Source organism: Bacteroidales bacterium (genome assembly GCA_023228145.1).
Lineage (GTDB): Bacteria > Bacteroidota > Bacteroidia > Bacteroidales > CAIWKO01 > CAIWKO01.
The window spans coordinates 24,282-42,033 of record JALOBU010000002.1 but is presented as its reverse complement, the minus strand read 5'-3'; the positions used below and the strand labels follow the sequence as shown (position 1 = coordinate 42,033).

The 17,752-nt window shown below is 37.1% G+C and carries 15 protein-coding genes; 10 read left to right on the top strand and 5 right to left on the bottom strand.

Annotation, left to right across the window (positions count from 1 at the left end):
* Positions 1 to 13 precede the first annotated feature (13 nt).
* A complete protein-coding gene (locus M0R16_01065; protein MCK9611475.1) occupies positions 14 to 664 on the bottom strand; it encodes a CoA pyrophosphatase in 651 nt (216 codons plus the stop codon).
* Positions 665 to 834: 170 nt separating this feature from the next.
* Here M0R16_01065 and M0R16_01060 point away from each other — a divergent pair, with 170 nt between their 5' ends.
* From M0R16_01060 to yihA, 5 genes are all read left to right on the top strand, one after another.
* A complete protein-coding gene (locus M0R16_01060; protein MCK9611474.1) occupies positions 835 to 1,257 on the top strand; it encodes a hypothetical protein in 423 nt (140 codons plus the stop codon).
* 69 nt (positions 1,258 to 1,326) lie between these two features.
* The gene (locus M0R16_01055) at positions 1,327 to 1,941 is read left to right on the top strand and encodes a hypothetical protein (protein MCK9611473.1); all 615 of its coding nucleotides are present in this window, start codon (positions 1,327 to 1,329) and stop codon (positions 1,939 to 1,941) included.
* A 78-nt stretch (positions 1,942 to 2,019) separates the two neighbouring features.
* Positions 2,020 to 2,883 carry a 1-acyl-sn-glycerol-3-phosphate acyltransferase gene (locus M0R16_01050; protein ID MCK9611472.1) on the top strand — a complete coding sequence of 288 codons (864 nt, stop codon included), beginning with the start codon at positions 2,020 to 2,022 and terminating at the stop codon, positions 2,881 to 2,883.
* A gap of 9 nt (positions 2,884 to 2,892) precedes the next feature.
* Positions 2,893 to 3,819 carry a GNAT family N-acetyltransferase gene (locus M0R16_01045; GenBank protein MCK9611471.1) on the top strand — a complete coding sequence of 309 codons (927 nt, stop codon included), beginning with the start codon at positions 2,893 to 2,895 and terminating at the stop codon, positions 3,817 to 3,819.
* A 4-nt stretch (positions 3,820 to 3,823) separates the two neighbouring features.
* Positions 3,824 to 4,435, top strand: a complete 612-nt coding sequence (gene yihA / locus M0R16_01040) for a ribosome biogenesis GTP-binding protein YihA/YsxC (protein MCK9611470.1) — start codon at positions 3,824 to 3,826, stop codon at positions 4,433 to 4,435.
* Between the two features lie 92 nt (positions 4,436 to 4,527).
* On the opposite strand, the gene purB is transcribed toward yihA, so the two are convergent.
* From purB to M0R16_01025, 3 genes are all read right to left on the bottom strand, one after another.
* Positions 4,528 to 5,865 carry an adenylosuccinate lyase gene (purB, locus tag M0R16_01035; GenBank protein MCK9611469.1) on the bottom strand — a complete coding sequence of 446 codons (1,338 nt, stop codon included), beginning with the start codon at positions 5,863 to 5,865 and terminating at the stop codon, positions 4,528 to 4,530.
* A gap of 77 nt (positions 5,866 to 5,942) precedes the next feature.
* Entirely contained in the window at positions 5,943 to 7,571 is a 1,629-nt protein-coding gene (locus M0R16_01030) for an NAD+ synthase (GenBank protein ID MCK9611468.1), read from the bottom strand.
* A gap of 23 nt (positions 7,572 to 7,594) precedes the next feature.
* Positions 7,595 to 8,338, bottom strand: coding sequence for a PorT family protein (locus M0R16_01025; GenBank protein ID MCK9611467.1), 744 nt, complete (start codon positions 8,336 to 8,338; stop codon positions 7,595 to 7,597).
* A gap of 113 nt (positions 8,339 to 8,451) precedes the next feature.
* Here M0R16_01025 and M0R16_01020 point away from each other — a divergent pair, with 113 nt between their 5' ends.
* From M0R16_01020 to M0R16_01000, 5 genes are all read left to right on the top strand, one after another.
* Entirely contained in the window at positions 8,452 to 9,471 is a 1,020-nt protein-coding gene (locus M0R16_01020; protein MCK9611466.1) for a hypothetical protein, read from the top strand.
* Positions 9,468 to 10,439, top strand: coding sequence for a hypothetical protein (locus tag M0R16_01015; protein ID MCK9611465.1), 972 nt, complete (start codon positions 9,468 to 9,470; stop codon positions 10,437 to 10,439). Before M0R16_01020 ends, M0R16_01015 begins: the two co-directional genes overlap by 4 nt.
* Positions 10,439 to 11,131: a DNA alkylation repair protein gene (locus M0R16_01010; GenBank protein MCK9611464.1), complete on the top strand. Its 693-nt coding sequence runs from the start codon at positions 10,439 to 10,441 to the stop codon at positions 11,129 to 11,131. The genes M0R16_01015 and M0R16_01010 overlap by 1 nt, the downstream gene beginning before the upstream one ends.
* Before the next feature lie 10 nt (positions 11,132 to 11,141).
* Entirely contained in the window at positions 11,142 to 11,891 is a 750-nt protein-coding gene (locus M0R16_01005) for an NADPH-dependent oxidoreductase (GenBank protein ID MCK9611463.1), read from the top strand.
* 141 nt (positions 11,892 to 12,032) lie between these two features.
* Entirely contained in the window at positions 12,033 to 16,019 is a 3,987-nt protein-coding gene (locus M0R16_01000; protein MCK9611462.1) for a gliding motility-associated C-terminal domain-containing protein, read from the top strand.
* A 15-nt stretch (positions 16,020 to 16,034) separates the two neighbouring features.
* Here the strand turns inward: M0R16_01000 and citF are convergent, their stop codons facing one another.
* Positions 16,035 to 17,597: a citrate lyase subunit alpha gene (gene citF, locus M0R16_00995; protein MCK9611461.1), complete on the bottom strand. Its 1,563-nt coding sequence runs from the start codon at positions 17,595 to 17,597 to the stop codon at positions 16,035 to 16,037.
* Between the last annotated feature and the right edge of the window lie 155 nt (positions 17,598 to 17,752).

Below are 17,752 nucleotides of genomic sequence, written 5' to 3'. Positions count from 1 at the left end.
GATTTTTTGAGGGTTATTTTTTAAATAAAGTTCCGACATATTCTTTCATTATTTCTGTAAATTCACTGAAAATCATAGCAGTTGCTCCCCATACCGTTTCGCCACAAATATCATAATATGGGGTTTCAAAGTCAAGCCCGCTTTGAATTTTAATCTTTTTAGTTTTGAGGTTTTTTACATCCATAAATTTATCTATTTCGGTAATTATTATTTTTTCAACCTCACGTTTATCCGGTATGAAGTTTTCAGAATATTTTGTGTAGCCGATAAATGGTTTTACAAGGAAATTACTTGGAGGAATATATAGCTCTGTGAGGCTTCCAATAATTTCGACATGTTTTTTGTTAATTCCGATTTCTTCTTCCGCTTCTCTGAGGGCAGTGTTTTTCAATAATATATCTGTTTTTTGGAAGCTACCTCCCGGGAAAGATATTTGTGAACTGTGAACCCCATTATATGGTGGTCTTTTTATAATTAAGGTGCAGATTTTACTGTTTTTTTTAAATAAAAGAAAAAGGACGCTGCTTTTACGGGCAGTCTCCGGAACAGGAAAAAATTCTAAGTGCCTTACCTGAGGAATCATTTTTGAATGTGCAGATATGCCGGGTAATTCTTTTTGTAACCTCTGCTTCAGAAATTCAATGATTTTCGTTAAGTTTTGCATTTATTACCAGTTGATTTTTGTTTATTTTATTGAAATTCAATTAAATAGTTAAAAAAGTTACTAACAATTGATGTTGTTAGTAAAAAAATTTCTTAAAAAATGTTAAAAGAGTATTTTTTTTATTACTTTTGCAAAGTTAAAATGAAATTAATAACCAAAAAGAAGAAAACATGAAAAAAGTATTAAGTTTAGTAATTGCAGCTATCGTAGTTGTAGCAATCAGTTCATGCGGCGGTAAAAAAGACACCCCCGAAGCAGTAGCAGAAAAATACCTGAACCACCTCAACAAGAAAGAATTTGCTGAAGCTAAGAAACTTGCCACAGAAGAAACTGGCCAGATGCTTGACATGATGCAGAGTTTTTCAGGTGTTGGTGGAGCACAGGAAGTGAAAGAAGTAAAAATTGAAAACCTGAAATGCGAAACAACAGAAGACAAATCAGCATGTAAATATACAGCTGATGGCAAAGAAGAAACTTTAGATTTAGTAAAGAAAGATGGCAAATGGTTAGTTGAGCAGAAAAAAGAAGGTACTGGCGAAGATATTCCTGTTGAAGATACAACTGCTGTTGATACAACCGCTGCTGTTGAATAATTAATTGTCCCTAATGGTCATTGATTAATGAAGAGAATACTGGTTGTTTTTTTCATTACAATTATATCAATGGCTGCATCATTAAGATTGTTCCTGCATGCATACGAAAACCGTAGCATGCAGGAACAATCTTTTTTTAGCTATACACTTACTAAAGAAGAAATAAATAAAATTCATGATGGAGACCTTATTTTAAGACATGGGTATGGGTTGGTAAGTGATTTAATTGTAGAACAACTCGGGGAGAAATATGACATTTCGCATTGTGCCATCGTATGTAAAGACGATACAAATTATTCAATAATTCATTCAGTATCAAGCACCCTGTCTGATGTTGACGGAGTCCAATCTCAGGATCTGAAAAGTTTTATTAAAGACAGTCATTACAATTCTGTGATAGTCATAAGATATAAGCCCCAAATAAATAAACCTTTGTCTGCTATCAGCAAAAGAGCGAAAGACTATCTCGCAAAAAAAATTCCTTTCGATAATGCTTTTAATATTGATGATAGTTCCGAATTTTATTGCACCGAGTTGCCATGGAAAATTATTCTGAATGAATTTCATGACGATATTATGGCCGGAAAAAACAATGAAAGAAAAGACCATCTTCGTTTCGATACCTTTCTTGATTCAACAAAATTCGAAATCATTATTAATCACCACCTCAGGAAAAGAGGTTAATACCCAAGGAAATTAAACTTACATTGCTTAGAAAAAGTTTGTTAATTTTACAGACAGTTAATACATAGTGTTGTTTATATGCAGGGAAATAATATTCAGGACAAAACTCCTGAAAAATTTATTGAAATCGAGAGAGTTATCGGGAATAAAAACCCAAAACTTTTAAAGATTTTACCTCGTTTTATTATTAATTATCTGAAAAGAATATTGCATCAGGATGAAATCAATGATTTTATTAACAGAAACAATCAGTTTTTCGGGCTTGATTTCGTTGAGCGTATTGTAAAGGAGTTTATCAAAGAATTAAATGTTTCCGGAATAGAGAACCTGCCTGCAGAAGGACGGGTACTTATTGCCTCAAACCATCCACTCGGAGGCCTTGATGGGGTTGCCCTGATGCATATAGCCGGAAAAATAAGGAAAAATATTTTGTTCCCCGTGAATGACCTTCTTATGAATGTTAAAAATCTGAAGAGTCTTTTTATCCCCATCAATAAGCATGGGAGCAATGCCCAGAATGTCAAAATAATAAATGATACTTTTGACTCTGATGCCACCATTCTTTATTTCCCTGCAGGCCTGGTATCGCGAAGGCAAAAACGGGGAGTTATTCATGATCTGGAGTGGAAAAAAACTTTCATTTCCTATGCACGAAAATACGAACGTGATATTATACCCGTTTATATGGAAGGCCGCAACTCTGATTTTTTCTATAACTTTGCAAAATTCAGAGTGAAAATTGGAATTAAATCAAATATTGAGATGCTCTATCTTGTTGATGAAGTGTATAAACAAAAAGATAAAAAAATAAACATTATTTTTGGCAAGCCTATACCTTATTCATTATTTGACAAAAGATTTTCAGATAAAGAATGGGCAGCAAAAGTAAAATCTTATGTTTATTCTTTGAAATCGGATTGTTTTACAGAATTTAAAATTTAAAGATAAACTATGGAAATACTGATTCCTGCTGTTGAGAAGAAGTTACTGGAAAAAGAACTGGCGAATGATTTGTTTCTGAGGAAAACCAACTTTGGAGATAATGAAATTTATATTGTGAATGCTCATAATGCCCCTAATGTAATGCGTGAAATAGGCCGCTTGCGTGAACTCACATTCAGGGATGCGGGTGGCGGAACGGGAAAAGCTGTGGATATTGATGAGTTCGATACCTGCGAAAATCATTATGAGCAAATGATTGTCTGGGATCCGAGTGATATGGAGATTATTGGAGGATATCGCTTTATTGAGTGCCGAAAAGCATCCTATAATGAAGAGGGTGTCCCTTTTATTGCAACTACCGAGTTATTTAATTTCTCCGAACGCTTTTTAAAAGAGTTTTCACCTTACACTATCGAATTAGGGCGTTCGTTCGTTCAGCCTGATTATCAACCTGTTGTGAATAGTCGCAAAGGAATATTCTCTCTTGATAATCTTTGGGATGGGCTTGGAGCTCTTGTTATTGATAAGTCTTATGTAAAATATTTTTTTGGAAAAGTAACTATGTACCCTCATTTCAATCAACAGGCACGAGACATTATCATGTATTTCCTTTTTAAATATTTTCCCGATAAAGATAATCTGGTAAAACCCATTACTCCTCTTGAAATTAAAACAGATATAAAAGAATTAGAATTGTTATTTAATGGAGGTAATTATGGTGCGGATTATAAACTTCTAATGCAGACCATGCGTGAACTGAATGAAAATATTCCTCCTCTAGTAAATGCATATATGAATCTTACATCCACCATGCGTACTTTCGGGACTGCCGTCAATCATGGGTTTGGTAATGTTCATGAAACGGGTATTTTAGTAACCATAGGGGATATATACAACAGCAAAAAAGACAGGCACCTGTCAACTTACCGGAAATAAAAAAATGCTGATTCATTCCGCTAAATATCATTCAAGTTGCGTGTCTTATAGTGCATGCCCTAAGCCTGATAAGCCAGAGTATGCATTTATAGGACGTTCCAATGTAGGTAAATCTTCCTTGATAAATATGATTACAGGCATTAAAGGGCTTGCCAAAACTTCTGCTTCGCCGGGAAAAACAAGGTTGATTAATCACTTTGTTATAAATGAAGCATGGTTCCTGGTTGATTTGCCGGGTTACGGATATGCAAGAGTTTCGAAAAAAATAAAAAACGAATGGGAAAGAATGATTTCAGGATATCTTTTAAACAGGACAAACCTGCTTTACACTTTTGTATTGGTTGATGCACGTATCCCCTTGCAGAATAACGATATAAGTTTTATCAATAAAATGGGCGAAAACCTTCTGCCTTTTATAATATTATTGACAAAGTGTGATAAGGTATCCGGAGCTGAAATGTCAAAACAAATTAACCTCCTTAAAAGAACTCTTTCTGAAAAATGGGAAAATTTGCCACAGACAATTATTACCTCTTCCAAGGATAAAAGGGGAAAAGAGGAAATATTGCGATGTGTTGATGAAACCAATAAGGTTTTCAAAACGGGTAAAGCGTAAATAAAACCAGAATTTGTAACGGAGAAGTCAAGTTTATAAAATTATTTTCTACCGAACAATTACAAGTATGCGATGCTGTATGTGATATTTGCTTATTTGCCTGTATAATTTTCAGGAGTAATGCTTTTGAGTTCTTTTTTAATTGCTGAGCTTATTTTAAGTTTTTCTATAAAATTGTACAGCGTTTGTTTGCTTATTTCTTTATTATTTCTGGTAAGTTCTTTCAGCGCAAGATAGGGATTGGGATAGTTCTCCCTGCGGAGTATGGTTTGTATGGCTTCGGCAACCACAGCCCAGTTCTTCTCAAGGTCAGCTGCAATTTTATGCTGATTAAGTATTAATTTACCAAGTCCGCGGTTTAATGAGTTTGTGGCTATCAGGGTATGAGCAATGGGAACGCCTATGTTGCGTGTTACTGTCGAATCAGTCAGGTCGCGCTGAAGACGAGACACAGGAAGTTTAGCGGACAGGTGTTCAAACAGGGCGTTGGCAACGCCGAAATTTCCTTCTGCATTTTCAAAATCTATAGGGTTAATCTTGTGGGGCATAGCCGATGAACCTACTTCATTTTTAACAATTTCCTGCTTGAAGTAATCCATGGAGATATATAACCACATATCTCTGCACAAATCGGTAAGTATGGTGTTAATGCGTTTAAGCAGGTCGAAAAATGCCGCGAGGTTGTCGTAATGTTCAATCTGCGTGGTGAATTGTTGACGTTTGAGGCCCAGGCGGTTTGTAAATTTATCTGCAAAACTATGCCAGCTTATTTTTGGAAAAGCAGCATAATGAGCATTGAAATTTCCGGTTGCTCCTCCAAATTTTCCTTCAAATTCAAGGTGTTCCATTTGTTCAAGCTGGCTCATAATGCGTTCAGCAAACACCATAATTTCTTTCCCCAGTTTTGTGGGTGATGCTGGTTGCCCATGGGTGCGGGCAAGCATGGAAACATCTTTCCATTCAATGGAATGTGTTATTAATACATCCAGAATTTTATTGATAGCAGGAAGCAGAATATTTACATACGCTTCCTTTACAAGTAGTGGCAAAGCTGTATTGTTGATGTCCTGCGATGTTAGCCCGAAATGAATATATTCTTTATAAGCTCCAAGTTTTAATTCATCAAACTTCTCACGTAAAAAATATTCCACGGCTTTCACATCATGGTTTGTGGAGGCTTCTATTTCTTTGATATGAACAGCGTCGCTGATACTGAAATTATAACAGGCCTTTTGCAGCAGGGCAATTTTGGGTTTGGGGAAATTTTTCAAGCCGGGTAACACTTTGCATAGTTCGATGAAATATTCCACTTCAACAAAAACTCTTTTTTTTATCAGCGCATATTCAGAAAAATAATCTGAAAGTACTTCGGTGCTTTTATGGTATCTGCCATCAATAGGCGAAACAGCGGTTAATGGATTTAATTCCATGACTTTGGATTTATATACAAAGATATTGTTTTTTGATAAGAAAAAGTGAAATAAGATTCCCTTTAAGCATCAAACTTTTAAAAATACTTCCCCACTATCGGCATCCTGCGCCCCATGCCAAAAGCTTTGGGCGAAACACGGAGTATGGGGGGCGACTGGTAGCGTTTGTACTCATTAGTATTTACCAGCTTTAAAGTTTTTTGCACCGTTTCTTTTTCAAATCCCATGCTGATAAGTTCATCCGGGCCTGCTTGCATTTCAATATATTGATAAAGTATCTTATCAAGTATTTCATATTCGGGAAGGGAGTCGGAATCTTTCTGTCCCGGCCTCAATTCTGCTGATGGTGGTTTTGTAATGGTATTTTCAGGAATAATTTCTTTGTTTCGGTTGATATAATATGCCAGTTCGTAAACCTGTGTTTTATAAATATCACCAAGCACAGCAAGTCCGCCGCACATATCGCCATATAGCGTGCCATAGCCAACGGCAGCTTCGCTTTTATTAGATGTGTTGAGAAGGATGTAGCCGTGCTTGTTAGAGATAGCCATTAAAAGAATGGCGCGAATACGTGCCTGGATATTTTCTTCCGTTACATCGAAAGTTTGCCCTTTAAAAACGGGTTGGAGTAAGTTATTAAAAACCTGGTACGCTTCTTCAATTGCTATTTTATAGGATTTACATCCAAGATTATTAACCAGCTGCATGGCATCATCAACCGAATGCTGTGATGAAAACTGCGAGGGCATCAGAACAGCTAGCACATTCTCCGTGCCCAGCGCTTCGGCAGCCAATGCCAGAACCAGAGCAGAATCTATTCCTCCCGACAGCCCAAGTATTGCTTTTTTAAAGCCCATTTTGAGAAAATAGTCTTTGATTCCCAACACCAGCGCATCATGTATCAGCGCTGCTTTTGATTGTTGAACTTGTGTTACGGCAGGTTTTTCAAAATCATTCGTGTCAATGTATGCAATATTTTCTTCAAAAAACGGGGACTGCAACACAACATCTCCCCGGGTATTCATGGCAAATGAACCTCCGTCGAATATCAGTTCGGTTTGTGCTCCAACATGATTGACATATACAATAGGAATTTTGTATTTTTGAACATTGTCTGAAAGAATTTGCAGGCGTTGTTCATGTTGCTGATAACAAAAAGGTGAGGCGGCGATGTTAATCACAATATCCGGCTTAAGCTTATCGAGTTCTTCCATAGGGTTCATAACGTACATCGGGTCAGGAGTGATGTTCCACAAGTCTTCGCAAATGGTCAGTGCGATGCTTTTTCCTTGATATTCAACAACGCCGAATTTCCTGTTGGGTTCAAAATAGCGGTATTCGTCAAATATATCGTAATTGGGCAGGAGGGATTTATGTTGTGAAAATTTAATTTTCCCGTCTGATAAAAAAAATGCGGAATTAAACAGGTTTTTTCCTTCAACATCAGGGTTAACAGAAGGTGAGCCTACTACGGCGGCAATTTCAATGCATTCTTTAGCGATGTGTTGCAAAGCATTTGAACAGGCTTTAGTAAAATAGGAATAATCAAGAAAATCGCGCGGAGGATAACCACACACAGCAAGTTCGGGAAAAACAATCAGATCCGTCTTATGTAAACGGGCATTCCGTATAGCATCAAGGATTTTTTTTGTATTCAGCTCAAAATTTCCTATGTGAAAATTAAGCTGAGCTAAAGCAATTTTCATTGGAAATGTTTTAGTAAATGGTATTAAAACAGGACACCGACATACAGGTCCATATAACTGGCTTTGGCATTCTCTTTCAGATCGGTTTTCTGGTCATTGTAATCTTTAAGAATATCCGTAAAGCCACTGTTAAATGTCAGCCCGAAATTAAGGGAAATTATTTTTTTAAATTTGTATGTTCCTCCCACGCCAATAATGAGCGATTCTTTAAAAAAACTCACATCTTTGCTGATGTTTGCATTTTCTTCCTTATAGGTGGTGCCTTCCGAAAGTTTGTCAACATATTCATCATCAGCACGGGCTTTTAGGCGAAAGGATGTACCCAACCCAAACTTGGCATAAATGGAGAAATTTCCCATCAGGTCGCCGGTGCTGCCGATAAGGACAAGAGGGATCTCCAGGTATTGCAACTTATATTTTCTGTAAAGATTACATTGTGCGGTACCTATCGAATCGCCTTCACCGTCTTTAATGGTATAAGTAGTCGGGTACTTCATCCTTCCCCCGTTATAAACAACATTAATTCCTGTGCCCAGGGCAATGTTAGGGATAAAGAAATAGTTGAAATCAGCACCATAACCCATCAGAAACCTGGCACCATCAGACTCGTATTTGTATGCCTCCCCGCCGTCAACATCGGGCTTTACCCAGCTGATGTTCGGTGAAATATGTATGCCGAAATTGAACTTGCGGTCCTGCGCTTTTACTGAAAAAACCAGACATATGATTATTGTACTAAATACCAGGGTTTTTAAAGAAGTCTTCATAAGTTTTTATTACAAATATAATACAATTAATTTTTAATTACCTTCAAAAGTAATATTTTTGTAATTAATCATCAGTTGATAATTGTATTAATTAGCAATAATTTTCCAGAAATATGAAACACATATTCTCATTCTTACTAATAGGAATAATAGCCGGTTTTTTTTATTCGTGTACTTGTAATCGGAACGATGAGGAAAATAAAAAAGAAGTTGTTTTGAAAGATACTACGGTGCAGATAACTATAAACCGCTATGAAAAGTCATTATTTAATCTTGACAAAAGTAAACTTCAGGAAGAGTTGCTAAGAATACAACCAGAATACAGTTTTTTTCTTAACGGAGACTTATCAGACCCGGGAAATATCAGGCAAATAAAAGAATATCTTAACGACCTTCAGATGATAGAGAATTATAATACATGCCAGAAAAATTTCCCTGAACTTTCATCGCTTGAAAAACAACTTTCGGCAGTATTTACTATATTTAAAAGTCATTTTCCTGAAAAAAAAATACCACGGGTATATACTTATATCTGTGGTATGGACATCGAAAACCCTGTTATTTATTCTGATAGTGTTTTGGTTATTGCGTTGGATATGTATCTGGGACCGGGCTATAAGTTGTATCAGGAATTAGGCTTGCCGCTGTACATTCGCAAATTTATGTCGGAAGAATATATCGTTAGGGATTGTATTGAAGCTATCACTGAATATCATTTTTATAAAGAGATGAAAGATGCCTCATGTCTTGATTATATGATATATGAAGGACGGAAACTTTATTTTATTGATGCATTATTGCCGGCTGCTGATGATTCTATTAAAGTAAAATATTCGCAAAAACAATTGGAATGGTGTTATGAGAATGAGGCCAGGATGTGGGCTTTTTTCATTGACAATAACCTTCTGTACAGTAAGGATTTGAGCTCATTTAGAAAATTTTTCACTCCAGGGCCTTTCACTACGGCCTTTGCAAAAAAATCTCCTGCACGAGTTGGTTCATGGATTGGCTGGCAGATAATCAGGGAATATATGAAACAAAATAAAAAGCTAACACTGAAGCAACTTTTTGAAAAGGATAATTCTCAGGAAATTTTACAAGCTTCAGGGTACAAACCAAAAAAACTATCATGAAAAAGTTGTTTTTCCTAATATTGCTTGTGTCATTTTTTGTTCTTCAAACCCACGCACAAACCCCAGGATTTAATTGCAGGGTATTTGATACAATCAATTCTGACCTTCCCGATATAATTATTAAAACCCTTACTGTTGACCACAATGATAACTTATGGCTCGCGACAGGCGATTGTTTTTACGGAGGAGATCTGGTGTTTTATGACGGTAACGGGTTTAAAATTTATGATTCAACGAATTCTGCTATCCGGGACAGCTTTGTTACAGTGATTTTTGTTGACCATAATAATAACAAATGGATAGGTAGCCGTTATCATGGAGTTTATAAATATGATGACAACTCATGGTATAATTACACACCGGAAAATTGTCTCTTGCCTGATGTACACATCATCGCGATTGCTCAAGATAATAATGATGTAATGTGGTTTGCCACTGACAACGGGCTTGCATCGTTTGATGGAACTGACTGGGCCGTTTACAAAGCTGACGAAAAAGGACTCCCGGATAATGTGGTGAATGCTGTTGCTGTTGATGAAAAAAACAATAAATGGGTAGCAACAAATAATGGTTTTGCAAGTTTCGACGGCAAGCTTTGGACGATATATAAGAACTCCAACTCGTTATTGCCGAACAACCAGGTGAGTTATATTTATGTTGATAAAAAAGGCATCATTTGGGTAGTATTTTGGAGCGGATTCATTAAGATTGAAGGAACCAAATGGACTATTTACTCTCCTGAGAATTCCAAACTACCAAAGTTTTTGAATTATAGGATATGCTGTGATAATTCAGGCATTTACTGGATGGCGACCAATTCAGGTGTAATGGAGTGGAATGATGAAAAATGGCTATTATACATGCCTACAAACTCATGCAATCCGAGTTATTTTGTCAATCATGTTGCGATTGATTCAAAAAATCATAAATGGTTTGCTACCAATGATGGATTATTAATGATTGAATAATGACAAAAGCTGAACAGATTATAGAAAAACTCCGAGTTTTGGGAAGCCCTGAGAATCTTAAAGGCATGGCTCATTTTGGTATTCAAACCGAAAAAGCATTTGGTATTTCATTGCCTGTTCTCAGGCAGATGGCACGTGATTATAAAAAAGACCATGAACTGGCATTATCCTTATGGCAAAGCGGTTATCATGAGGCCAGAATGCTGGCGTGTTTTATTGAAGATTATAAAGAAGTTACGGAACAGCAAATGGAAACATGGTGTCATGATTTTGATTCATGGGATATTTGTGACCAGTGCTGCAATGAAGTTTTTATTGATACGCCTTACGTTCTAAAAAAAATATATGAGTGGACCGTCTGCGATGAGGAATTTGTGAGAAGGGCAGGATTTGCCATGATGGCTTGTCTGGCCGTGCATCATAAAAATGCGAATGATGACATTTTTTTATCTTTCTTACCTGTGATAGGTTCCCGGTCGGATGATAACAGGAATTTTGTCAGAAAAGCTGTTAACTGGGCTCTGAGACAAATTGGAAAAAGAAACATGGAACTGCATGCTAATGCTGTTAAACTGGCAAACGAACTCATGAATTCACCTGATAAAACAGCAAGATGGATTGGCAGAGACGCTTATAAAGAACTTACAAACGAAAAAATCATTGATAGAATTAAAAATAAAAAAGCAAAATAATATGGAAACGATTAGTACTATAATGAATCATCGCACCATTCGCAAATATAAAAATCACCCTATAGAAAATGCAATATTAAAAGAGATACTTGAAGCGGGTTTCAGAGCTTCCACTACAGGCAATATGCAGGTATATAGTGTTATTGTTACAAAAGACCAAGAAAAGAAAAAACAATTATGGGAATATCATTTTAAACAGGATATGGTGCTTCAGGCACCGGTATTGCTTACTTTCTGTGCCGACTTCAACCGTTTTAATATATGGTGCAGACAACGCAAAGCGGAACCCGGATATGACAATTTTTTATCTTTTATGACTGCAGCCATTGATGCTTTGCTTGCCGCACAAAATGTTGCCATTGCTGCTGAAGCACATGGATTGGGAATTTGTTATTTAGGGACAACAACTTATAATGCAGATAAATTGATTGATTTTTTTAATTGCCCAACAGGTGTAGTACCTGTTACAACTTTAGTGCTTGGCTATCCTGATGAAAGCCCGGAATTAACCGACCGCCTGCCATATCAAGCAGTAGTGCATGAAGAAACTTACCACTCATATAGTTCAGAAAAGATTGATACAATATACCGGGAGAAAGAATCTCTTCCCATGACAAAAAGCCTCCTTGAAGAAAATAAACTTGAGACACTGGCTCAGATATTTACCCAAAAGCGTTATACTAAGAAGGATAATGTTTATTTTTCGAAGAGTTTTCTTCATGTAATAGAAAAACAGGGATTTATGAATCATGAAGAGTAAAGGATTAATTAATTTGTTATTAGTAACTCACATACAAGTACTTTTTGTTTAAAATTCGTTATAACCTATATTGTAGCAGATAATTTGAATGATTCTAATTTTTTTGTTAAATTTGCTATACCTTTATTAAAATTTTTCGAGTTGAAATCCGATAGGAAATTATACATTGAAATATTTGCCCTTGCCTTTTATATATTTCTGGCTTCGCATAAATTATATGCGCATCATAATGATAGTTTAAACATTTCCAAATTTCAGCTGATTGAAAATAAAAATCAGTGGGAACCTAATATAATGTTTAAAGCATTTATTGCGGGCGGCGAAATGTATCTTGAAAAAGATGGCATTACTTTTAATTTCATTGACATGGAAGCATACCGTAAAATGATGGGCTTTAAATATCTTAACAAAGATGAAAAAAAGGGGCTTTCTGATTTACCGGTTACTTCCATTGATGCTCATGCTTATAAAATTCATTTTGTAAATGGCAACACTCATTGTGATATTGAAAAATCAGAACCTTCTGCCGATTATCAAAATTATTATATTGGTAATGACCCCTCAAAATGGGCAACGGAAGTAAGAAAATATGATGAAGTTACTTATCTGGAGATATACAGAAATATTGACTTAAGAGTTTATTCCAGAAATAACCAACTTAAATACGAATTAATACTTCATCCCGGGGCCAATCTTTCTGATGTCCGTTTTGAATACGAAGGAGTTTCTGCAATGTTTTTGAAAGATGGAAATCTGCTTATCAAAACTACTGTGAATAAAATAACTGAGCTTGAACCTTATGCATATCAGATTTCTAATAATAACGAACAGCAAAAGATTAAGTGCTCGTATGATCTTAAACAAAATAAAGTTCATTTCAAACTTGGTGAATATGATAAAAATGAAACCCTGGTTATAGATCCATTACTAATTTTTTCAACGTATTCAGGCTCACTGGCTGATAACTGGGGATATACTGCAACTTATGATGCACTTGGTTTTTTATATGCAGGTGGGAATGTTTTTGCTCTGGGTTATCCTACAACGACAGGAGCATATCAGACATATTTTGGTGGCGCCTCTTGTGATATAGCTATCTCAAAATACGACACTTCCGGGCATTTTATGATTTACTCAACCTACCTTGGAGGCTCGGGCACTGAAGTCCCAAATAGCCTGATTGTTGATAGTTATAATAACCTTTGTGTTATGGGGACAACATCTTCTGCTAACTATCCCGTATCATCTGATGCTTTCGACCAGACATTTAATGGTGGAACTTCCTATACATTGACATACGTCCTGAATTATACAGGGTCAGATGTTGTGGTAACCAAATTTAATAGTATCGGAACGGCATTGCTGGCATCTACATTTTTTGGTGGTTCAGGCAACGATGGACTTAATACTCAAGCACCCCTGAGAAATAATTACGCTGACGATGTAAGAGGTGAAATCATGATAGATGTAAATGATAATATTTATATAGTAGCAACTACACAGTCAAACGATTTACCCGGAACATCAGGTACATTTCAGCCGAATTACGGAGGAGGTGCCCAGGATGGATTTATTGCTAAATTTGACAGTCATTTATCCAGTCTGCACTGGTGTTCCTACCTTGGCGGTTCTGCTAATGATGCTATATACAGTATTGTGATTGATAACAATCAGGATATCTATGTCGGGGGAGGAACAACATCATCAAATTTTTCCGTTACATCTGGTGTATTGTACACAACACAACCCGGAGGTAATGCTGATGGTTTTATCACTCATATTGATAAAACCGGCAGCCAGATTTTGCATTCCACTTATTATGGCTCAGGTGCTTATGACCAGGTTTACCTGATAGAAAATGACCATCACGGAAATATTTATGCACTTGGGCAAACTGCAGCTGCTGGCAGTTATTATATTAATAATGTTCAGTGGTATATTCTTAACGGAGGGCAGTTTATCAGTAAAATGAGTGCAGAATTGGATTCATTAATATGGTCCACGGCATTTGGCACGGGCAACGGAGGCCCTGATATTTCACCGACAGCATTTCTGGTTGATGTTTGCGATAAAATATATTTATCGGGTTGGGGCGGAGCTGTAAACGGTTTTGGCGGGACTTCAGGGCTCCCAATTACATATGATGCTTTTCAAACAACAACTGACAATAGCGATTATTATCTTATGGTCATGGAAGATGATGCTTCTGCTCTGACTTATGCAACTTTTTTTGGAGGCCCATTATCAAATGAACATGTTGACGGCGGAACCAGTCGCTTTGATAAGAATGGGAAAATTTACCAATCTGTCTGTGCTGGTTGTGGAAACCACGACGATTTTCCAACTACTCCCGAGGCTTGGTCAAATACCAATAATAGCAGCAATTGTAACAATGGCGTGTTTAAATATGATTTTATGCTGCCTCTGGTTGTAGCCGATTTTGTGATACCTCCTGTAATTTGCGCTCCAGGTTCCGTTACTTTTGATAATATTTCACATACAGGCGGGCAGGGAATGGTTTGTTACTGGGATTTTGGTGACGGAACAAACTCTTCCAACTGCAATCCCAGCCATGTGTATCTTAATTCCGGTGTATATGATGTTACTTTATTGGTTTCCGACACAGGAACATGTAACTTTTCTGATTCTATAATTAAACAGGTGGTTGTACTCTCAAACACCAGTGACACATTACCTACAAAATATATTTGTATCGGCGATGCGGTTCAGATTGGCATTTTACCTGTAGGAGACCCTACAGTTACTTTTCAATGGATTCCGGCAACTTATCTGACTAATAGCACTATATGTAACCCTTTAGCCAACCCAATTGTTACCACAACGTACACCTTACTTGTTTCAAACGGTGTTTGTACAGATACACTTCGGCAAATAGTTGACGTATTTGATATGGACCCTTACCCAACGGATAGTGCTTTTTCCTGCAGTGGTATTATAACTCTTACTGCAAACACTGAACATCAGGCAAATTATTTTCATTGGTCATCAAATAATCAGTTTACCGACTGGTTGAATTCTCCATCGTTTAACCCAAGCATGACAACAACTATTACGAGCCCTGGTTACTTTTATATAATGGTAGGTAATGGACATTGTACCCTGACTGACAGCGTATATGTTGATTTTGTTGTTGTTATTGATTCTCTTCATTATGTAACGCCTTCCTGTTACGATTCTTGTGACGGGCAGGTTTCTGTTTTTGTTAATTCCGGGAATTTTCCATTTACATATTTATGGAATACCGGTTCAGGTAATGATACCATATATAACCTTTGCGCAGGTAATTATTCAGTAACAGTTACAGACAATACAGGCTGTATTTCAATTTCATCAATTAGCCTGCCGGAACCTGACCCGCTTATACAAATTTCCGAGTCAATGAACATTCCCTGCGTGGAAGCTTGTGTTGGCTATATTCAACTAACAATCAATGGTGGGACACCTCCATATTCCTATTATTGGGATAATGCACAAACTTCCAATCCACTTACATCTTTATGTGAAGGAACATATAATGTGACTGTAACTGATTCCAGACTATGTTACATCAGCGCCGGGTTTAATATTGTACTGGATTATGTTTTTACTGGTATCGAAGTGTATTCAGACAAAGATACCATATTTCAGGGGCAGTCAACAGGTTTACATGCGACAAGTATTCCGGGTTGTAATTATTCATGGTACCCTGCTGATGGGTTAGATAACCCATTGATAGCCAACCCTGTTGCCAGTCCTCAACAAACAACAACTTATTATCTCACAATAACTGACCCTTATGGATGTACCTATACCGACACATTAAAAATATTTGTTCTGGAGGTTATTTGTGATGAACCATATATTTATGTTCCCAATGCTTTTACGCCTGATGGCGATGGTAAAAATGATGTACTTTATGTTAGAAGCAAGATGATGACAGAGATGAATTTTATGGTATATGACCGTTGGGGCGAGAAAGTTTTTGAAACACAAAATGTTGACGAAGGGTGGGATGGAAGATATAAAGGGAAACCTTGTGATCCGGCTGTTTTTGTATATTATTTAAGTGCCCGTTGCCACAATGAAACATTCTTTAAAAAAAGCGGAAATGTTACTTTAATCCGCTAATAGGTATCAATCGAACTATATTTTTAGCTTTCTGACAGAATCAATAACGGTCCCGTCAACCCATTTTATTACAGCAACTATCTCATCGTCGAATTGAATTTTTTCAGGGACACCACAAATAGATTCCGCTTCTTTTTTCAGCTGTTGTATGGACTTTATCGGGAGTTTTGAATGTTTCATCTTTTTGATAAGATCTTTGCGTAAAGGATTTATAGCAATACCACGTTCAGTAACAATCACATCTATAAGTTCTCCCGGGCCGCAAATGGTGGTAACATCATCAATAATCACAGGAATTCTGTCGCGGAAAAGCGGTATGGGCAAAATAGTGCATTTTGAAAAGAGGCAGTTTTGCCATCCCCCAATGCCATGCAGCAAAGTCCCATCGGAATGAGTTACAACATTTGCGTTGAAGTTAACATCAACTTCGGTAGCCCCGAGGATAACCACATCCACCATGGTAGCAAAGTTTCCTTTTCCGTGGTAATTATAGCTTGTAAATGGACTGGTATTAATATGTCCGGGGTTTTCACGCATGGAACGAACTCCCTCAAGGTCAAATGTCTGTCCATCGAGTATATAATCTGTTAATCCTTCTTCAAGCATCTGTACCAGATATTTATTGCTGCCACCCCGGGCGAACCTTGCTTTCATGCCGCGTTTACGAAGTATTTCAGCAAAATATATTCCTATCGAAAGTGCTGTGCCGCCGGCCCCCGCCTGAAAAGAAAAACCATCATGAATGATTCCTGTTTCATCACAAAACTGCGCGGTCCATTCTGCCAGAAGTAAACGGTCGGGGCTTTTGGTCACTTCTGTGGTACCAGAAACAATTTTTTCAGGAATACCAATTTTGTCAAGTACCACCACGTGATCAACATAATTGCCATGAATCTGCCATGGAATACATGGAAAGGGAACAAGATTATCTGTTACAACGATAACTTTATCAGCATATTGTGAATCAGCAAGGGCAAAACCAAGCAAACCACAAGCTGTTGGTCCCCTGTCACCCGTGGCATTGCCAAATGCATCGGCTGTAGGAGCGGCAATAACAGCTATATCAATATGCACGTCTCCGTCCTGCACCGCTTGATATCTGCCGCCGTGCGAACGTAACACACCAAGGCCTTTCATTTTCCCTTCTGAAGTGAAACGCCCCAGTGAACCATTCATACTTCCTTCAATATGATGTATTGTCCCGTCTTCTAAAAATTTTGTCATAGGGGAATGACATTCAAATGAAGCGGATGGAAACCACATAATATCTTTTACTCCCATCTCTTTTACAATGTCAAAAACTTTATGAGCCACAAGGTCACCATTTCGAAAATGATGGTGTGTTGATATGGTCATTCCGTTTTTTAATCCACATTTTTTCAAAGCTTCTTTTAGTGAAGTAACGGTTTTGTTGCCATTTGCAGGGTAGTCAGCGCTACTTACGATAGGAGGGGCATGTTTAACTCCCCCGGGTTTGTATTTGCCGATACCCATATAAGGAACCGCTGGCTTTCCGTTGATGATGGTGGGAACGGTGCGTCCCAGTGCGTTGACTACGAGTTTATCATATTTTTTCATTGTCTTTTTCCCTCCTTATATGTTTTAAGAACTGATTTTTAAGACACGATAGCCAGGAAACAATGTAATGGATTATATAGATATTGCTAACTTATTATTGTTAACAGCAAAACCGTTTAATTACCCAAAAATAATAATAAATAGGTAATAATAAA